The organism is Acidithiobacillus albertensis (assembly GCF_001931655.1).
Lineage (GTDB): Bacteria > Pseudomonadota > Gammaproteobacteria > Acidithiobacillales > Acidithiobacillaceae > Acidithiobacillus > Acidithiobacillus thiooxidans.
Window position 1 is genome coordinate 1 of sequence record NZ_MOAD01000019.1, and the last position, 15,917, is coordinate 15,917.

Consider the following 15,917-nt stretch of genomic DNA (forward strand, 5'->3'; position numbering starts at 1 on the left):
CAAGGGCGATTTTGATGCCACTGTAGGGCAGGTCACCGAGGCCCTCAAGGTGGAAGGATTTGGTGTGCTTACCACGATTGATGTGGCCGCGACACTCAAGGCCAAACTGGGCATTGAAGGGCGACCTTATGTCATTCTCGGTGCTTGCAATCCGTCCTACGCTCATCAGGCGTTGGAGACCGATCCTGACATTGGTGCCTTGCTGCCCTGCAACGTGGTGGTACGCACCGAAGCCGATGGCAGCGTGAGTGTGGTATTCATGGATCCCGCCGCCGTGCTTGGCATGGTGGACAAGCCGCAAATTACCACGCTCGGCATTGAGGTGCGCGATAAACTCCAGAGGGTGGCTGACGCCATGCGCGGTTGAATAATATCTATACGAGCTTATTAAATAGCCCTTTTACTACATTCGCAACAGGAGTGAACCCATGAGTGAGATCCATCTGAAGATTACTGGCATGACTTGTGAGCATTGCGTGCGTGCCGTGACGAAGGCACTGGAAGGCGTGCCCGGCGTGGAACATACGGATGTCACGCTGGAACCTGGAGAAGCCGTAGTGCGCGGTAAGGCCGAGATTTCCGCATTGATCGCGGCGGTCAAGGAAGAAGGTTATGAGGCGGAGGTGCGGGGCTGAAGCCCTGCACGCCGATCCGCTATGTATGATCCTGTGCTGCTTTACACGAGTCCCGGCTGCCCCGACTGCGCTGCCGTGCGCCGTTACCTTGAAGAACACCATATCGCATATGAGGAACGTGACGTAACAGCTCCCGGCGTGGCTGAGGAGGCTAAATCACGCTATGGGGTACGAGTCGCGCCGATCACTGTGATCGCTGGCGAAGCGTTATGGGGAACGCTTGCCCATCAAAAGCCACGGCTTGATGAACTGCTGGCCAGGGCTCAAGGAGATGGGTGCGAGAGTTGAAAATAAGTAGGGTTTGAAGGGGATTGGCGTAAATGCGTATCGATCGGGATATCGTACAAAACCGTCTGCGCCGGGTTGCTGCCCCGTTAAGAGATAAAGTAGGAGGCATATCCCCACACTAAGGATGCATTCTGTCCATTATGTTCAGCGGATCGCCTCGTTCTGATCTTGGAGGCGATTCTGCATTTGTTGATACTGTAATTGTTGCTGTAACTGTTCATTCTGAATCTGCTCCTGATTTTCCTGCATCTGTGCTCTTTCTTTTTCTTGTTGTAATTGATCTTGTTCCTGTTGCTGATTAAGACGAAGCTGATTTTGTTGTAGCTGTTCAGCATTCTGATCATTTTGAAGGAGTTGATTTTGTTGTGACTGCTCAGTATTCCGATTATTTTGAAGTTGTTGCTGAATTTCTGTTTCATCGTTTTGCTGAATGCTTTGCTCAGTACTATTTATCGGTGGATTTAGTAGCGGATTTTCGCTCGCGATCACTAATCCGGCAGCCGAGCATGTGCATACACTGATATAGAGGCCCATCGCAGCAATAATCTGTCCTGATATCCTGGTTATCTGATGCATAATCCTTCTCCCCAATCATTGTCTTGAATAAAGGCGTCAAGAGAGTTCGCCCTAGACCAGATCCATATCCGGAGATTTTTACTGCTACTATTCAGCTGATCCAAGTCAGATTTCATAGCGCACAGCGGTGAAACCGTGGTGCGTGATGCTGCCTCAGGCGACCTTGTTCGTGAAGTGGCATTTTTTTAGCCACTGCTATCGTCACCTTCTTCAAAGAGAGGCAACTGTTCTGAATCTGGTGAGGCTGGTTTCTTTGTCTTCCTTTTTGCTTGAGTGCCAGCGTGTTGGGTGTTGCCTGAAGTCTTCTGCGGATGCGCATCGTCCTGCACCTGATTGACCATCTTGATGAGGCGTTGCATGACCTTTTCCTCGGATGTCTTGGTCATGTTCCGACCCCGGGTTTCTGGTATCGTTTTTTGCGGGGCACCGCCAGGGTTGGCCCGTGAGGTCCTGGTAGGTTTCCGATTTTTTATCGGACGCATGGAGGCGGGCGAGTCATTTAGCGGAGCTTGAGCGATGGTAAGCACTCTGTTGAGCACCGCCTTGCCGATCGGGAAGTGCTGTTCCAGAAAAGGCAGGTTATGGGCATGGGTCCAATGCTGCCATTGCCCATCCTGCTCAGGATCGCGGAGAAACAGGTCAGGCTGCAAAAGATACACTCCAGAGGCCACGCGCAAGAAAAGGTGGCGGTTATAAGCGTAGTCCCGCTGCACTTCATTGCGGGCCAGAATGGCCGAAATGTAGTTTCTTTTTTTACGAAAAGTTGGCAGTACCGCTTCAGGCAGGAATTCCCAGGCATGTTCAATGACCTCCCGGTTAAATCCCAGCACCAGAAGGTCCTCCACCGGAGTAATGGGAATCAGCGCCCAGATGCTCTGTACCAGAAAATACTCGGCTTGATGCCGCTCCAGACGCACCAGGCGATCCCCGATGCGCAAATCCAGACTCAGGGGTGCAAGAACGGTCCAGAGGGCCGGTAAGGCATTCTGGGCAAATTGTGGACGGGCAAAGGCCTCACGCAGGGCGAGATGGGCGGCATTGCGACCCAGATGATCCGTAGCATCACGCCGTGCCCCTTTCTCCAAAAGGGCCTCCACCAGAGGGACATTTCCGGCCCGGGCGGCGGCCATCAGCGGGGTCTGATTCATGGGCGTGCGATGTTCCAGTCCATAACGATCACAATCTGCCCATACCTCATGAAACTGGCGACGGCTGTAAGCCGCCAGGCGATTGGTGACTATTCTGGGGCGTTGGGCCAGAAAATGTCCGGCAGGTTTGAAACGTCCTTCCACGGCCAGACGTTCACTCAATTCGGGCGCATCATAGAAGGCGGCATACTCAAATAACTGTTGCCGCCATTTGTTCCCAACGACCTGATCGATGAAGATCTTCCGGGTCAGTTCCTCAACGCCCCGCGCATTAAATACCGGCCAGGGTGGCGTTTGATCTTGCAGGATACGGCTACGGATGGCCTCCGCCTGTTCGGCTTTGCCCTGCAGTTCCAGCTTGCGCGCTTCCTTTTGCCAGTCTTCCCGGGAAGAGGCTTGTACCTGCACGCCCTCTTCTCCGCCGCTGCGAATATCCAGCAAATCCAATAGCGGATGCTGGTCATCTGATTCCACCAGCATCACACTCTCCACCGCTCTGGTGATGGCCACATAGAGCGCGTTCACAAAGAACTTATAGACCTCCAGGGACTTGTCTCCCTTATCCTTGGCACGACGAAAAGTCAGTGTCTCCGCCCCCAGCCCTGCCTTACTGACCCCCTCACAGAGCGTAGCGAAAGGCGCACGGTGATCCGAGAGAAAGCGATACAGGACGATGTGCGGATATTCCAGCCCCTTGGCCTCCTGGACCGAAAAAAGCAATGGGGTGGAAAATACCGCCCGTGCTGCGGCCTTGTCTTCTTCGCGGAGAACCAGCACCGCATATTGGGTGGATTGGGAAATCTGCCGATTCAAGGCTTGCAACGCTGACGGTTTTGCGTCCAGCAAACGGATCTGTCCGGCGCTATCGCCTACCGGGTCCACCAGAAAATTGCTTTCCCGATCAATAGAACCAAAACGCTGCTGTTTGATCTCCAATAGACGATTGGCCATCCCGGTCACTTTACGGCCATTGCGAAAGTTATGGGTGAGCACCTGCAAGTCCTGCCCGCTGGTCATACGTGGGTCGGCCCAGAAAAGACTTTTGATCTGCGCCCAGGAGAAAAAATTGGGGTGGACAATCTGGTTGGCGTCGCCGCCCAACACAAAGGCCCCCGGCGTGCGCAATGCCGCGAGGATGAGGGACAGTTGCACAGGCGTGAGATCCTGTACCTCATCAATGACCACAAAATCATAGCGGGGGGACACCAGAGGCTTCCAGGCCTGGGCCACGAGATTCAGATCATACAATCCGGTACGACTCAGCCAGTCCTGATAACGTTCGAACAATTCATAGACTTGATCGCGCTGCCCGGGGGTAAAAATGGACTGACGGATGCCCAATTGCCGATAGGTGGCCACATCCATAATGCCTTCGGCCCGGGCCGCGATGACCCCGCGAATTTCCTCAAAGGCCTGGTGGGCCTCAATCCCTTTGTAGTTCTGGCGGATGCGGGCGAACCACTGGGCAAAATCACGCCATTGCGCCTCACGGCCGCTGGGAATCCGCCAGGTTTCGAGATACTCCCGATAGGACAGGAAAGCCACTTCCTGGTCCTCCCGCACGAAGTCGTGGGCGTAAAAGAGTTCCTTGGCATGTTCAGCCAGATAGGCCGAGTGGGTAATGTAAAGCACGTCCTCCGGAATGGTCTTGAGCTTTTCCAGCAGAAGGGCGGTTTTACCACTCCCTGCACCACCCACCAGAATCAGAGGTGCGGGCGCAGCAAAGAGCGCTGCCTGGGTATCATCGAAAGAAAGCGGTTTATCGAGGATATGAATGGCGGTCCGGGATTCTGGCAGATAGCGTAATGGCGCGGCGTCCCTTCGGGCCTCATTCAGATCGGCATCCTGCATTTTTTCAGAGAGGACTTCCGCACCCCGCAAAAAGCGGGATCCCGCATAGTTATGCTGACGAATGACCTCCAGCATCAGCAGGGCGGTTTCCTCCTCGTGACGCACCAGCGAGAAAAGCAGGCGGTCAGCATCATTCAGGCGTGCCCGGTAGAGTTTGCCATAGGTGACGTGCTGCAGTTTTTTGACCTGCGCTGCACGAAAATCCCCCTGTGCCAGGGCTTCGGCCACCTTGGCGTAAGAGCGCTCCACACCGTGGGCGCTAAATCCGGTATAGGTGAGAATGCGTAGGGGGCGGTTCATGGTTTCCTCGCTGCGGTGAACCGATACATGGTACCGACAGTTAGGCTGGGGCGTCTAATGCGGTGGCGCGAGAAGGTCCGAGGTTATGCCAGGCCATTATGACGGTAGGCAACCCTGTCGTACAGCTGTGGTATCTGTTGCTCGATACCACGGCACATTACCCAGATGAATTTTTATCGCAACAACTTCCCTTTATCGCCATCTTCAGCAGCATCCTTAGTTTTTTTGTTGTCATCAAAGGAACTGCATGTCAAACAGTGGTTAAAAATGACCAGGTAAAAGCATGTATTTTTGACCACTTTTAAAGGGGGATTGCGACGTTTTTTGAACCGGTATGAATCTTTTCAGGTCTCCAGAACATTGCAGTGGTGGGTCAGCCGATCGAGAAGCGCCGTGGTCATTTTGGCGACTCCGAATCACGGTACGGTAAAATCATGATGCTGCAAGGTGGATAATTGATGGCGCTGAATAACAGCACCTTTTTGCAGAGAGATCCCCATGCCGCTAATCAAGTTATGGCAACCTTCATACCATCGACAAGCGCCGCATCTCCGCCAGCTGCGCTTCACGATCTAAATGGCTTGCACTGCTTCAAGGCCAAGAGTATTGTTGTGCCATGTATATGTGATTTACATACACCAACCAATAAACATCTAACTGTGAGGTGATATATGTCTGACAACACACCAAATCTGGCACAGGAACTGATTCGTACCGCCAATGCGCTGCGTGAGCGCGGTCTGCTGTTCCGTGGAGCACACGCCAATCTTTCTGCGAGGCAGGACGACCGCCTGCTTATCACCCGTGGCGGGTCTGTCGCCAACCTGGGTGAAAAGGACCTCTCCTGGCTTCCGGTCGCGGCAGAAGGCCTGCAGTCTGATTTCGATGCCAATTACCGAGAAATCATTGAGATGCACACCCGGCTTTACCGGCATCGTGCGGACATCTGCGCGATCATTCACTGCCACCCGGCCCACAGCACCGCGTTCGCCGTCGCCCAGCAGCCCGTGCCCGCAGTTTACGAACCAATGCTTCGCCAAGGCATGCATACTGATGTGCCCGTCGTCGCTTGGGCACCGCGTGGTTCGAGCGCATCGGTAAATGGCATACTCGAGGCATTCGATAGGCCCGATACGGTAGCCGTACTGCTGGCCAACCATGGCGTACTGGTGACGGGCGAGACGCCTGAAGTGGCACTGAACCGCCTGACGGCATTGGAAGAGGCCGCAGAATTGGTATTGCATGCGCGCGTGCTGGGCGGAGAAAAGGCCCTACCAGATGCCGCTTATCAAGAAGTGGCGGAACGCATGCAACGTTTCCGGAAAGCGTCTTGAGACCCAGAGAATCAAATCGCCAAGGCCGACACCTGGCAAGCTTTGCGCTGCTCCTCTGTGCGGAGGCGCCGGCGCATGGCCTCGCTCTTCACCGGAGCATCAACGAACTACTGCCGGAAGGGCTCACCGTAGATGCCGGCAATCTCTACCGACTGCTGCGGGAAATGGAGGCACGGGGCACATTGCGTTCGGAGTGGAGCACTGTCGGTTCTGGAGCGGCACGCCGTGTTTACCAGATTACCCCAGCGGGTCTTGACGAATTGGCAGAGTGGCGCGAGGACATTGCGCGCCGCCGCCAAGCCTTCGATCTTTTTATCCAACGCTACGATGCACTGCCGGTCCGCAACACACGAACACTTAAGGAATCCGCTAGATGAATGAAACTCCCGTTGAGACACGTTACAAGGAGCTATTCGGATATATCCCCGATAGCGTACGCCTGAGAATCGATCTGGCACGCAGAGCTGGCCGTGAGGCTGCTCTCGAGGCCATTGAGCACCTGCGGGACACGCTGATCCATCACAATCCGCTTGAACGCAAAACCCAGCAGCTTGTCCACCTGGGCATGCTTCTGGTACTTGGCCGTGAGGCACCCGCCCTGATGCACGCACATGCCGCCATCCAGGCAGGCGCGGACGCGCCTGATCTGCACGGCGTGTGCGAAACGGCAGCCATTGTCGGTGGCATGCCAGCTTACAACCTCGGTGTCCAAGTGGTCAGCGAGGCTCTGCAGAAATCCACAGGAGACAACACCAATGCGTGATGTCACCTCGGCGCAATCCAGCACGCACTCCGGTACAATCGAACTGCGCCTGACCGCTGCTGCTCGAAGCGCGCTAGCGCAACGTGAGACACCACTACTGGTGCATCTTGAATTGCTGTTCAGTTGCATGATTCGCAAACAGGTGCTGTTCCTGGAGTCAGAACATCCTGACGCCCTCCTGCTTGATGGCGGCGAGCAGCAAGTACGGATCGGGTTCCGCGCCGTCGGCACAAAGACCTGCCTGATATCCGACCAACCGGTGCCCGATTTGCAAACCTTCCCTATCAAGCGAGTGGAACCGTTCCTGCCGCGCTGGCTGAGTCTGGATATCAAACATGGACAATGGCGCGGAGAATTTGGTTACGTAGGCAATTAGTGGTGCGCCCTTCACGCAACGAGGTTAAGCACTATAGTGGACCCCAGATTTGAAAAAGTAGTTTAAGCTTGTTGCCTGGTCAGGGGGAGACGATGGGCATAGCAAATCGGAATGTGATATATCAGCCAGTTTAAGGTGAGTTACCGCATTACTGCAGAATCGAAAAATGAATGACCGCAATCAGTCTGGCGCCGCCCTTTGAGTTCGCAAAAAATGGTCTTCTTCTCACAACCATGGAGACCGTGTCATGCAAACAAAACCCAACGGCACCCAGCACCTCAACACCCCTTGGAACAAAGACAAAATCATAGGTCAGAAACGGCCCTTGAAACTACAGGAGGTATGGGCCATTAGAATTCGCCTGCAATTGGCCTAACAGATCCGTGGATTAGCCCTCTTCAACCTCGCCATCGATAGCAAATTGCGGGGCTGTGACCTCGTGGGACTGCATGTTTCCGATATCGCACATGGTCACGCCGTTATGAACCGCGCCATTGTGCTCCAACAAAAAACTCAGAGGCCCGTCCAATTTGAGATCACCGAACACACCCGAGAGGCCCTGACTGCTTGGATCACCCATGCCAAACTCAAGGATGACCAGTTTCTTTTCCCCAGCAGGAAACACGCCTCACCTCATCTTTCCATCCGTCAGTATGCGCGTGTTGTAGAACGTTGGGTTATTTCTATAGGATTGGATCCGTCCGCCTATGGTACGCATACCATGCGCCGAACCAAGGCCACATTGATTTACAAGCGCACCAAGAATCTGCGCGCCGTGCAACTTCTGCTGGGACACACCAAGCTGGAGAGCACCGTCCGTTATCTCGGCATTGAGGTTGACGATGCCCTGGAAATGGCCGAGCAAACCGAAGTGTAACGAAATTGATGTCAACCTTGATAGGGTGCAATGATTTCCCTGTCATGAAGCCATGACCAACTACTCCGTAGGAGATGACTGGCGTATCCGCATCAATGGCCGGGAGCAGCATCCGCTTCCGCACGTCCATGTGCAGTTTCGTGACGGATCCCGTGTGTCGCTGGCCATTGAAACAGGCGCTTCTAGTCGGCTATGTCTCGCCCCGAAAGCGATTGGAACCGGTGCGGACCTGGATTGAGACGCATCGGGATGCGCTATTGACGGAATAACGGAGGTTGAATCCATGAATCAAGCACCCAAAATTGAAACGGCGACGATTACTGGCCTGTTCCAGGTAGAAATCCATTGATCCACCGGCGAAGTGATTACTACGGATCTTAAGGATCTTATCGGTCCACCACGGGCGGAAGATCCCTTTTGTGCACTTCATGATCCGGCTTTCTTTGCTCAGGGGCATGCAGATGACTGGGGCGATGGTCTGAGTTGGCCCGGCGGACTGGATCTGGGCGCAGACCGTCTCTATGCCTTGGGGAGGAAGCAGACCGGATTACCAACGCGTGAGGATTTCATCCTGTGGATGGAGCGGAACAAGCTCAGCTTAAGCCGTGCGGCGGAAGCCATCGGTATGACTCGGCGCATGATGCGCCTACTACAAAAATGGCTCCCGCCCGATACCAAAGACCGTTTGGCTGGCCTGTATCGGTTATGAGGTGCTTGAACGCCACGCAGCTTGAACAAGGTGAATAATGGGCGATTTTGCAGCGGAAGCAGTCGTTCGGTGGACTGACTATCGAGTTCTCGAAACTCGTCTTTAAGCTGTTGCGCCTGCTCAATGCCTGTATGGACCACGCACCTGTTCGATTGGTTGGTAGCTGAAAAAGGTTAAGAGGCATGTTTATAGATGAGATCAACTGCTACGACTAGTCTCGCCTGAAAGCGATCCTCGCAGTAATTTTTCATGCCTTCGATTAAGTGAAGTTGATAGCGTTTATACAGGCAGGGCATAATATCCCTGAATTCCCAAACAGATTACTCAATACCAAGCAGAAAACTCAGAGACAGGGCCTATGAATAAATCAACAATGATGGAGAATATCTATCAACAGTTACGTGATCAGGGACATAACGACTTGGCACGACGGGATGTCATTATGGCCGTCGGATTGATCCTCGATCATTGTGCCCAGGCCTTGGCTGAGGGAGAACGCATTGAGATTCGGGATTTTGGGGCGTTTACCCTGCACATTATTGCGGCCCGCGCGGGACGCAATCCAAAGACGGGAAAATCAGTGGATGTCCCCGAGAAACGGACTGTGCATTTCAAGCCCGGTAGGGCGATGCGCGTAAAAGTCAATCAGAATAATCGTAGCTTTTGATGAAATGACACTGATCACCGACATCACTTCTTCGGGGGACTACTATCCACCACGCAGCATCTGTCCATACACTGCATTGCGCATTTTATGACATTCCTTTACATTCCGAAAAGGCGTATTTTTGAAAGAGGTCTCTCATGAATAAATCCGAATTTGTCGCCGCACTGGCCCTGCATGGCGCCATGTCCAAAGCGGACGCAGAAAAATGTTATCAGGTGTTTCGACACACTCTGGAAACCGAATTGCTGGTCGCAGGAAAAATCACTTTCCCGGGATTTTGTTCTGTTGAGATCGTCGATAAACCTGCGCGTAAAGCGCGGAACCCGGCTACGGGGCAAGAAATTGAAGTGCCTGCCAAGAAAAGTATCAAGTTCAAGGCGGGGAAAGAGTTTGTTGATAAAGTAAATCACTGAAGGAGAGAACATGACAGAAAGTAAAAAACGGGTGCGTCGGACTCCAGAACAGCGAATCGCGGATCTGGAGAAAAAACAGGCAGCGATTCTGGAACGTCAGAAAGCGGCGCTGGCCAGAATTGAGGCCGCGAAAAAACGACTGCTGCAATCCCCGTCAGCCCGTAAGGACAGAATGGAGCAGGACAAGCGCTTTATACGGGCGGCACAGGCCTTGGCTCCGGAATGGGACGCTCGACACTTTATCGCCGCCATCGAAAAAGCCCTTCAGGAAGATGCGGAGGCTCTGCAGGCGCGTGGGGAATCTCTATTGAAAGAACATGGCCAGCCCAGGCGGGGTAGACGGCCCCGGGGAGTTTGAGGCGTCTTTCAAAAGCCTCAGATACTGGCCAGGTACTCACACCAGAATGATCCCTTCCGCCTGATAATGATGCAGAACCCTCCATTCGGGTCAGCAGATGCCGGTTTTGCAGATCCGGCGGTATCCCGTCGTGCAGGAGTCTCTACTGGAGACTGTGGACCCATTGCGGCAAGAGCCGGATCGCGAATCCCTCTGGGTCACTTTGTATGGAACGTCCGAAAAGGGCATACAGAGGGATTTCTTGCGAGGAACCTTGTTCAATCTCGTGCGTATCATCCGGGAAAATCGATGGGATAATCTGGACATGCCGTGAGCGACAGCAGCATCCTGCGTGGCTTGTCGGTATTCGCTCCGGTTTAAATCCGTTCACGGACGACGTCTGATGGGTAGCCACCCATGGCAAGGTCGGGGTGACAAGCTTTAGGCCTGTGGCTTATTACCGCCAAAAACAGGACGGTCATCTGAAGCACTCCACCCCGATAGCATGGAACTGTAAGGGATTTTAGACGGAGAGGGCAAACTGACCGTCCTGTTTGCCTATAGAAACCGCCACCGCTACCTCATGGAGGCACTCAGATGGCATGAGCAGCAACTTGATCACCAAGTATAGCGACACTGAAATACGCGGGCTCCTTTACCAGGCGCGCAAAGGCGATGCGACGGCCTTAGCCACCCTTGAGTGTTAAGCAGCGCTTGAGATTTATCAGTTTTTAGCAGAAAACAGCGTCAAAATGGTTTGCCCTTGACCTGACATGTATTCCACAAAATATGTCAATCTATCAAGTGGTTAAATGTTCATTTTTAACAAAGTCGCATGGTAAATGCATGATACTGACATATGGCAAAAGATGACGCTGATTAACAGTGCTGTGAAACATTGGCTTTCGACATGCCTGTCAGTTCGGTGAGCTCGCTGGCGGTTTTTTGTCCTTCACCCAGATAGTGAATGATCTCCAGGCGCTTGGGATGGGCAATGGCCGCAAACACTTCCGAAAACAGTGCAAAGCGGATGGTTTCCTGTTGCTTCATGCTGCCCTCCCCAGATTGCTGGCAACAATGCGCGCCATCTCCGCCGGTCGTTCCGAAATGTTGGCGGTCAGCTCCTGAATGAAGGTCGCTCGATCCATGCTCAAATAGGGATCCCAGCGCTTTTCAAAACCGATCGTCGACGAGGGTTTTCCCGAAAGACCAGCCCCGCAGACACTGCCGGCAGCATGTCCCGGAAAGATTTCCAGATCATCCGGAAAGGTTAGCAGTTTCTGCTGGAGGCTGTCATAGAGTTTCGCTGCCATTTCCTCTGGCGTACCCCCCAGATCCGGTCGTCCCACGCCACCAACAAAAAGGGTATCGCCCGTCAGGGCAAACCAGGGAGCCTTGCTGCGCCGGATATCGCTGACCAAAAGACAAAGGCTGTCAGGGGTATGACCGGGAGTATGCAGTACCTGGGTGATCACATTGCCGGTCTCCAGGATTTCGCTGTCTTTGAGACCTCGAATCGGAAATTGTACCTGATCCTCGTCACTTTCGTGCATGCAGTAAGGCGCTTCTGCCAGCGCTGCCAAGGCTCGCCCGCCCGAAAGATGGTCGGCATGAATATGGGTATCAATGACAAAGCTGATGCGCACAGCGGCTTTCCGGGCCTCGGCCATAAACCACTCCTCATCGCCAGCCACCACATCTACCGCGACGGCAAAACCTTTACCACCACAGCCGTAGAAGTAAGACAGGGTTCCATCTTCACCACGTCTTTGCTGGAAAAACATGAAGCACCTCCACCTGTAAGATAATTAATAAATTTATTGACCAGCATAGAAATGCTATCGGCTTTACGTCAAGGAATCATATAGGGCCAGTACCGGTTGGAATGACAAGGTTCCAAAAACATCTTGATTAAGAAATGGTTCAATGGAAGCTTTAACTGCTTGCAGTGGTTAACTTGACAGACTACTTTTAAAAGACCGTCCTGAATTATAGACTTCGGCAGTGCATAAGAGTATCTGGTTTTTCTTATGCGCATGTGCCCCATCAGTCATCGGCATATTCTAATTTTTGGCTAGTATGAGGATGACTTTTTAAAAGGAGTACTCACTATGTTAACGAAAAAATCCTATTTCAGCCTCGCATTCATGGTAGCGGTGTCTCTGGGTATGGTTTCAGTGGCATCGGCAGCAACCGTTATAGCTCCAGTACATATTGGATTGGCCAAGGTATCTGGACACCAGGAGAAAGTACTGACCGCCATGGATGGCCATACCTTATACTATTTCACCCGTGATAGCGCAGATAAGGCGACCTGTACAGCTTCCTGCGCGGCTATGTGGCCCCCTCTGCGGACGAGCGGCCCCATTGCTCCACATGTCCCCAATATCCCTGGCAAGTTTACTGCCACAAAAGGCGCCAATGGATGGCAAGTGAATTATAAAGGGCATCCCCTATATACATTCCAAGGGGACAAAATTGCCGGGCAGGCGAATGGTAATGGAATATTTGGCGGAACCTGGTGGGCTGTGACGCCCACTGTCAAGCCTTTGAGTACAGCAAGTACTCAGCCAGCGCCCCATAAAAGCACCGGTTGGTAATGCGGGCTGTCCATCAGTGTCAATGCGGCATAATGATTTCCTGAGGTGGGGCCACACTACCTCTCTGCTGGTCGGCAGGAGTGCGACACATGAAAAATATTGCATTTCACTGTTTATGCTACTGTATCTTACTGTATCTTACTGTAGCTGCTGGCAGTGCTCAGGCGGTGACGACGCAGCCACCGACTTGGTTGCGTGTTGCCAGGGTACTCGCGCAACTGCATTATTTACCGGGGCAAGTAGGATGGACCGGCCTACATACGGCCAATCCACAAATCTGGTGGTTATGACCGCCGAACACACCGCCAACGTTGCAGAAACTCACCCCGGATTCTCCTGGATCGCCCTTACTCTTCGGCGCCCTGGATTTTTTTGCCAGGGTGCACGGGCTACCCTGGTCTAACCAAAGCAGCGACTGGTTTGATCAGGGCAACCGCCATCGTCTTTATGCGGCCGTCCTCGCCGCCCGTCGTCGGCAACAGGAAGACGCGCCAAAGCCTTTTGTATGGGTTTATGTGCGCAAAGGTACGCCAGAAACTTTGTCCATCTGGAGGTACAACGCGGAAAAGAACCGGAGCAAATGGGTTCTACGTAGTCTGACCAATACGGGCGTGCCCGGTGCAAACACGCCTAACGGCACCTGGGCGGTGTATGCGCGCTTTCCAAGCACGCGCATGACCGGCTGTTTCCTCCATGGTGAGTGTTATAACGATCCAGATGTGCGCTTCGTGAATTATTTCTGGGATGGTCGGGCAGTACACTATTTCCCTCGTCTGGCGTATGGATTTCGGCAAAGCAATGGTTGTGTGGAGTTGCCATTAAAAGCAGCACAACGGGCCTATGGGTTAATACATATCGGTACGCCAGTGACGGTGATGCCATGATCCGGTGGATGCGCCTCAGCCGGTATGCACTGCGGTGTTTGTTGGCTATGGTGGTGCTTGTTGTCCCATTGGCGCCCAGTGCAGCCATTGCCAGCGTGAATGCGCCTATTGTACTGAAGATACTGACCCCGCGCGCGGGAGAGGTGATCCATAATAATCAGGATAAGGTCACCGTGGGTCTTTTGGTCTTGCCGAAGTCCGTGTTTCAGGAAGGTTTGCGAATCAGAATGCGACTGGATGGAAAATTCCAGCAGCGGCTTTGGAATCGGCCCTTCTTCACGTTGGATCAGGTATACCGTGGAAAACACACTTTGCAGGCCGCTCTTGTCACGCAAAACGGTCATATTGTGGCCCTGTCTCCCGTGGTGGTGTTTTATCTCTGGCAGGCTTCCCGTTTATTTCATACGAATTCCATGCCTCTGGCCGGTTGCGACGGGCGGCCAGTTTTTCGGAGTAATAAGGCTAACGGAGGTGGCCATTAATGCTGCCTAAGAATGGGCACCATCTGGTCAATTGGCTGGAGTCAATGGGCATCATCGGCGTGATGTTATTGCTCATGATGTGGATTGGTTGGCTCTTGGGTGGGGTAGATACGCTCTACGTGATGCTGGGTACGGGCATCTTGTTTATCCTATTTGCGCCCCGGCTGATGCCACCATTACTTATTCATAAAATGGGCGCGGAAGTCATTTCCCCTGGGCAATCGCCGCTGCTCTTAAATATGGTGGAAAGGCTGGTCGAGCGCTCTGGATTGGATCACTTTCCGACCTTGTATCGACTGCCCACACCCGCCCTGAATGCATTTTCTACGGGTCTGGGTAAACACGTTGCATTGGTCATTTCTGATGGTTTGCTGCGGGCACTGGATGGACGCGAATTGGCAGCCGTATTGGCGCACGAGATCTCCCATATCCGCCATAAGGATATCTGGGTCATGATTGTTGCGGATCTTTTCAGTCAGGTGACCTGGACATTCTGTCTGTTAGGCCAGGTGTTGATCCTGATCAATTTACCCTTGTGGATGATGCATAAGTACCCCATGCCCTGGGGACTGATATTTTTGCTGATTGTCGCACCCTCTGTGACTATGACTTTGCAATTGACACTTTCTCGCACGCGTGAGTTTGAGGCGGATAGTGGCGCTATGGAACTCACACTAGATCCTCAGGGCTTGGCCAGTGCACTACGACAGATGGAGGATGCGCAGAACCGGGAATTAAAATTACGATTTCCCACACTGGGCAGAGTGGCTGTTCCCTCATGGTTGCGTACCCACCCAAAGACGGAAGACCGCATTCACCGTCTTTACGCCACAGTGCCTCCCATAAGCCATCCGGAAGTATGGGCTTGGGACCATGGCGCGAGCCTGCCCACAGCCAAGGATCTACCACGTTGGCACCATTTGTCAGGCTTTCATTGGTAACCATGCGGAATACCGTTATTTTTCTGACAATGCATGCGCTATGGTATCTTCGGCCTGTCTAAACTAGAGAAATGATAATATACTCGCAAAAGCGATTAAAATTTATGGCTAGATATAGCCCAGTTATAAAAAAGAGTAATAGAAAAAACCGGGGAGGAGTCACTGTATGCCAACAGTTCGGAGTGTTAACGGACAATAAAGTATCATCCTGGATCAGCCGTATCCCATTGATTCTACGTTTTGAACAATTTCCACGTTTCACGAAGTATCATCCTGAGTAGCCCCACCGCCTTTGCCGAACCGGTGATGCTGGACAATAAAGTTTCATCCTAGCGCCTACTGACATCACTTGTGGTTGCGCTACACCCAATGACACAGAACGCAGCGGAAGCGGTCGTTCAGCGGACAGTCCATCATGCTTTTCGCAACTCGTCACTATGGCCGTAATCCGTGGCAGTCTTTTAAGAACAGTTTTCGAGAATCACAACCATTCGATTTACTGTATCATCGAATCGGTGATGGGATCCGGCAGATCTCCTTGCGCGGGCTGCGACAGGCTCAAGAGAAGTGACATCTAATATCCATGTCTTGGTTCCTCGTCATTTCAAGTGGGTAGCCTGAGATCCAGCTTGCCCAGGATCAGGTAGGCCATGTTGATAAAGTTCTTGTGCGTGCGGTAACCCCGAGCCTTGGCCTTGGCGGATTGAATGAGGCTGTTGAAACCTTCCAGAATTCC

At 52.9% G+C, this 15,917-nt stretch carries 25 protein-coding genes and 1 pseudogene; 20 read left to right on the forward strand and 6 right to left on the reverse strand.

Annotation, left to right across the window (positions count from 1 at the left end; genetic code table 11):
- From BLW97_RS16155 to BLW97_RS16165, 3 genes are all read left to right on the forward strand, one after another.
- Positions 1–367 (forward strand): DUF302 domain-containing protein (locus BLW97_RS16155; RefSeq protein ID WP_075323938.1); only part of this gene is annotated, 367 nt, incomplete at its 5' end.
- A 61-nt stretch (positions 368–428) separates the two neighbouring features.
- Positions 429–635: a CopZ family metallochaperone gene (locus BLW97_RS16160; RefSeq protein WP_075323939.1), complete on the forward strand. Its 207-nt coding sequence runs from the start codon at positions 429–431 to the stop codon at positions 633–635.
- A gap of 21 nt (positions 636–656) precedes the next feature.
- The gene (locus tag BLW97_RS16165) at positions 657–923 is read left to right on the forward strand and encodes a glutaredoxin family protein (protein ID WP_065980250.1); all 267 of its coding nucleotides are present in this window, start codon (positions 657–659) and stop codon (positions 921–923) included.
- A gap of 144 nt (positions 924–1,067) precedes the next feature.
- On the opposite strand, the gene BLW97_RS16170 is transcribed toward BLW97_RS16165, so the two are convergent.
- From BLW97_RS16170 to BLW97_RS20105, 3 genes and pseudogenes are all read right to left on the reverse strand, one after another.
- Positions 1,068–1,499: a hypothetical protein gene (locus BLW97_RS16170; protein WP_065980256.1), complete on the reverse strand. Its 432-nt coding sequence runs from the start codon at positions 1,497–1,499 to the stop codon at positions 1,068–1,070.
- Positions 1,500–1,684: 185 nt separating this feature from the next.
- A complete protein-coding gene (locus BLW97_RS16175; protein WP_075323940.1) occupies positions 1,685–4,798 on the reverse strand; it encodes an ankyrin repeat domain-containing protein in 3,114 nt (1,037 codons plus the stop codon).
- Positions 4,799–5,142: 344 nt separating this feature from the next.
- Positions 5,143–5,214 (reverse strand): annotated as a pseudogene (locus BLW97_RS20105) (ATP-binding protein); the annotation flags it as partial.
- A gap of 255 nt (positions 5,215–5,469) precedes the next feature.
- Between BLW97_RS20105 and BLW97_RS16190 the strand changes: the two are divergent.
- The 12 genes from BLW97_RS16190 (at position 5,470) to BLW97_RS16240 (ending at position 10,608) form a co-directional block, all read left to right on the forward strand.
- The gene (locus BLW97_RS16190) at positions 5,470–6,132 is read left to right on the forward strand and encodes a class II aldolase/adducin family protein (protein ID WP_075323942.1); all 663 of its coding nucleotides are present in this window, start codon (positions 5,470–5,472) and stop codon (positions 6,130–6,132) included.
- Positions 6,129–6,509: a PadR family transcriptional regulator gene (locus BLW97_RS16195; protein WP_024895203.1), complete on the forward strand. Its 381-nt coding sequence runs from the start codon at positions 6,129–6,131 to the stop codon at positions 6,507–6,509. Before BLW97_RS16190 ends, BLW97_RS16195 begins: the two co-directional genes overlap by 4 nt.
- Positions 6,506–6,895: a carboxymuconolactone decarboxylase family protein gene (locus BLW97_RS16200; RefSeq protein ID WP_075323943.1), complete on the forward strand. Its 390-nt coding sequence runs from the start codon at positions 6,506–6,508 to the stop codon at positions 6,893–6,895. The genes BLW97_RS16195 and BLW97_RS16200 overlap by 4 nt, the downstream gene beginning before the upstream one ends.
- Positions 6,888–7,271 (forward strand): hypothetical protein, encoded by a 384-nt coding sequence (locus BLW97_RS16205; RefSeq protein ID WP_024895201.1) that lies wholly within the window; start codon positions 6,888–6,890, stop codon positions 7,269–7,271. The genes BLW97_RS16200 and BLW97_RS16205 overlap by 8 nt, the downstream gene beginning before the upstream one ends.
- Before the next feature lie 247 nt (positions 7,272–7,518).
- Positions 7,519–7,647, forward strand: a complete 129-nt coding sequence (locus BLW97_RS20260; RefSeq protein WP_278278531.1) for a hypothetical protein — start codon at positions 7,519–7,521, stop codon at positions 7,645–7,647.
- 63 nt (positions 7,648–7,710) lie between these two features.
- The gene (locus BLW97_RS16210) at positions 7,711–8,148 is read left to right on the forward strand and encodes a tyrosine-type recombinase/integrase (RefSeq protein WP_242947856.1); all 438 of its coding nucleotides are present in this window, start codon (positions 7,711–7,713) and stop codon (positions 8,146–8,148) included.
- Positions 8,149–8,200: 52 nt separating this feature from the next.
- Positions 8,201–8,386 (forward strand): DUF4160 domain-containing protein, encoded by a 186-nt coding sequence (locus BLW97_RS19680; RefSeq protein ID WP_065973969.1) that lies wholly within the window; start codon positions 8,201–8,203, stop codon positions 8,384–8,386.
- A gap of 123 nt (positions 8,387–8,509) precedes the next feature.
- The gene (locus BLW97_RS16220) at positions 8,510–8,857 is read left to right on the forward strand and encodes a DUF2442 domain-containing protein (protein ID WP_242947857.1); all 348 of its coding nucleotides are present in this window, start codon (positions 8,510–8,512) and stop codon (positions 8,855–8,857) included.
- A gap of 319 nt (positions 8,858–9,176) precedes the next feature.
- A complete protein-coding gene (locus BLW97_RS16225) occupies positions 9,177–9,524 on the forward strand; it encodes an HU family DNA-binding protein (protein ID WP_278278532.1) in 348 nt (115 codons plus the stop codon).
- A gap of 137 nt (positions 9,525–9,661) precedes the next feature.
- Complete coding sequence (locus tag BLW97_RS16230) at positions 9,662–9,937, forward strand: HU family DNA-binding protein (RefSeq protein ID WP_024895315.1); 276 nt, start codon at positions 9,662–9,664, stop codon at positions 9,935–9,937.
- 10 nt (positions 9,938–9,947) lie between these two features.
- Positions 9,948–10,295 (forward strand): hypothetical protein, encoded by a 348-nt coding sequence (locus tag BLW97_RS16235; protein ID WP_065973787.1) that lies wholly within the window; start codon positions 9,948–9,950, stop codon positions 10,293–10,295.
- A 97-nt stretch (positions 10,296–10,392) separates the two neighbouring features.
- Positions 10,393–10,608, forward strand: a complete 216-nt coding sequence (locus tag BLW97_RS16240; RefSeq protein ID WP_075323945.1) for a hypothetical protein — start codon at positions 10,393–10,395, stop codon at positions 10,606–10,608.
- A 545-nt stretch (positions 10,609–11,153) separates the two neighbouring features.
- Here the strand turns inward: BLW97_RS16240 and BLW97_RS16245 are convergent.
- Both BLW97_RS16245 and BLW97_RS16250 read right to left on the reverse strand, forming a co-directional pair.
- Positions 11,154–11,324, reverse strand: coding sequence for an ArsR/SmtB family transcription factor (locus BLW97_RS16245; RefSeq protein WP_242947858.1), 171 nt, complete (start codon positions 11,322–11,324; stop codon positions 11,154–11,156).
- Positions 11,321–12,058: an MBL fold metallo-hydrolase gene (locus tag BLW97_RS16250; protein WP_075323946.1), complete on the reverse strand. Its 738-nt coding sequence runs from the start codon at positions 12,056–12,058 to the stop codon at positions 11,321–11,323. Before BLW97_RS16250 ends, BLW97_RS16245 begins: the two co-directional genes overlap by 4 nt.
- Positions 12,059–12,385: 327 nt before the next feature.
- Here BLW97_RS16250 and BLW97_RS16255 point away from each other — a divergent pair, with 327 nt between their 5' ends.
- From BLW97_RS16255 to BLW97_RS16275, 5 genes are all read left to right on the forward strand, one after another.
- A complete protein-coding gene (locus BLW97_RS16255; RefSeq protein WP_075323947.1) occupies positions 12,386–12,874 on the forward strand; it encodes a COG4315 family predicted lipoprotein in 489 nt (162 codons plus the stop codon).
- A gap of 89 nt (positions 12,875–12,963) precedes the next feature.
- Positions 12,964–13,164 (forward strand): hypothetical protein, encoded by a 201-nt coding sequence (locus BLW97_RS16260; protein WP_075323948.1) that lies wholly within the window; start codon positions 12,964–12,966, stop codon positions 13,162–13,164.
- A 21-nt stretch (positions 13,165–13,185) separates the two neighbouring features.
- A complete protein-coding gene (locus tag BLW97_RS16265) occupies positions 13,186–13,758 on the forward strand; it encodes a L,D-transpeptidase (RefSeq protein ID WP_075323949.1) in 573 nt (190 codons plus the stop codon).
- A complete protein-coding gene (locus BLW97_RS16270; RefSeq protein ID WP_075323950.1) occupies positions 13,755–14,240 on the forward strand; it encodes a hypothetical protein in 486 nt (161 codons plus the stop codon). The genes BLW97_RS16265 and BLW97_RS16270 overlap by 4 nt, the downstream gene beginning before the upstream one ends.
- The gene (locus BLW97_RS16275; RefSeq protein WP_075323951.1) at positions 14,240–15,181 is read left to right on the forward strand and encodes a zinc metalloprotease HtpX; all 942 of its coding nucleotides are present in this window, start codon (positions 14,240–14,242) and stop codon (positions 15,179–15,181) included. The genes BLW97_RS16270 and BLW97_RS16275 overlap by 1 nt, the downstream gene beginning before the upstream one ends.
- Positions 15,182–15,785: 604 nt before the next feature.
- On the opposite strand, the gene BLW97_RS19205 is transcribed toward BLW97_RS16275, so the two are convergent.
- On the reverse strand, positions 15,786–15,917 hold a 132-nt coding region (locus tag BLW97_RS19205; protein WP_143214904.1), incomplete at its 5' end, for a transposase.

What these genes read in the sequence shown, in the direction of transcription:
- BLW97_RS20260 (WP_278278531.1), top strand. Translation starts at nt 7,519, where the DNA reads ATGCAAACAAAACCCAACGGCACCCAGCACCTCAACACCCCTTGGAAC.
- BLW97_RS16270 (WP_075323950.1), top strand. Translation starts at nt 13,755, where the DNA reads ATGATCCGGTGGATGCGCCTCAGCCGGTATGCACTGCGGTGTTTGTTG.
- BLW97_RS16240 (WP_075323945.1), top strand. Translation starts at nt 10,393, where the DNA reads ATGCCGGTTTTGCAGATCCGGCGGTATCCCGTCGTGCAGGAGTCTCTA.
- BLW97_RS16235 (WP_065973787.1), top strand. Translation starts at nt 9,948, where the DNA reads ATGACAGAAAGTAAAAAACGGGTGCGTCGGACTCCAGAACAGCGAATC.
- BLW97_RS16200 (WP_075323943.1), top strand. Translation starts at nt 6,506, where the DNA reads ATGAATGAAACTCCCGTTGAGACACGTTACAAGGAGCTATTCGGATAT.
- BLW97_RS16230 (WP_024895315.1), top strand. Translation starts at nt 9,662, where the DNA reads ATGAATAAATCCGAATTTGTCGCCGCACTGGCCCTGCATGGCGCCATG.
- BLW97_RS16255 (WP_075323947.1), top strand. Translation starts at nt 12,386, where the DNA reads ATGTTAACGAAAAAATCCTATTTCAGCCTCGCATTCATGGTAGCGGTG.
- BLW97_RS16170 (WP_065980256.1), bottom strand. Translation starts at nt 1,499, where the DNA reads ATGCATCAGATAACCAGGATATCAGGACAGATTATTGCTGCGATGGGC.
- BLW97_RS19680 (WP_065973969.1), top strand. Translation starts at nt 8,201, where the DNA reads ATGACCAACTACTCCGTAGGAGATGACTGGCGTATCCGCATCAATGGC.
- BLW97_RS16205 (WP_024895201.1), top strand. Translation starts at nt 6,888, where the DNA reads ATGCGTGATGTCACCTCGGCGCAATCCAGCACGCACTCCGGTACAATC.
- BLW97_RS16190 (WP_075323942.1), top strand. Translation starts at nt 5,470, where the DNA reads ATGTCTGACAACACACCAAATCTGGCACAGGAACTGATTCGTACCGCC.
- BLW97_RS16275 (WP_075323951.1), top strand. Translation starts at nt 14,240, where the DNA reads ATGCTGCCTAAGAATGGGCACCATCTGGTCAATTGGCTGGAGTCAATG.
- BLW97_RS16160 (WP_075323939.1), top strand. Translation starts at nt 429, where the DNA reads ATGAGTGAGATCCATCTGAAGATTACTGGCATGACTTGTGAGCATTGC.
- BLW97_RS16245 (WP_242947858.1), bottom strand. Translation starts at nt 11,324, where the DNA reads ATGAAGCAACAGGAAACCATCCGCTTTGCACTGTTTTCGGAAGTGTTT.
- BLW97_RS16165 (WP_065980250.1), top strand. Translation starts at nt 657, where the DNA reads ATGTATGATCCTGTGCTGCTTTACACGAGTCCCGGCTGCCCCGACTGC.
- BLW97_RS16175 (WP_075323940.1), bottom strand. Translation starts at nt 4,798, where the DNA reads ATGAACCGCCCCCTACGCATTCTCACCTATACCGGATTTAGCGCCCAC.
- BLW97_RS16250 (WP_075323946.1), bottom strand. Translation starts at nt 12,058, where the DNA reads ATGTTTTTCCAGCAAAGACGTGGTGAAGATGGAACCCTGTCTTACTTC.
- BLW97_RS16260 (WP_075323948.1), top strand. Translation starts at nt 12,964, where the DNA reads ATGAAAAATATTGCATTTCACTGTTTATGCTACTGTATCTTACTGTAT.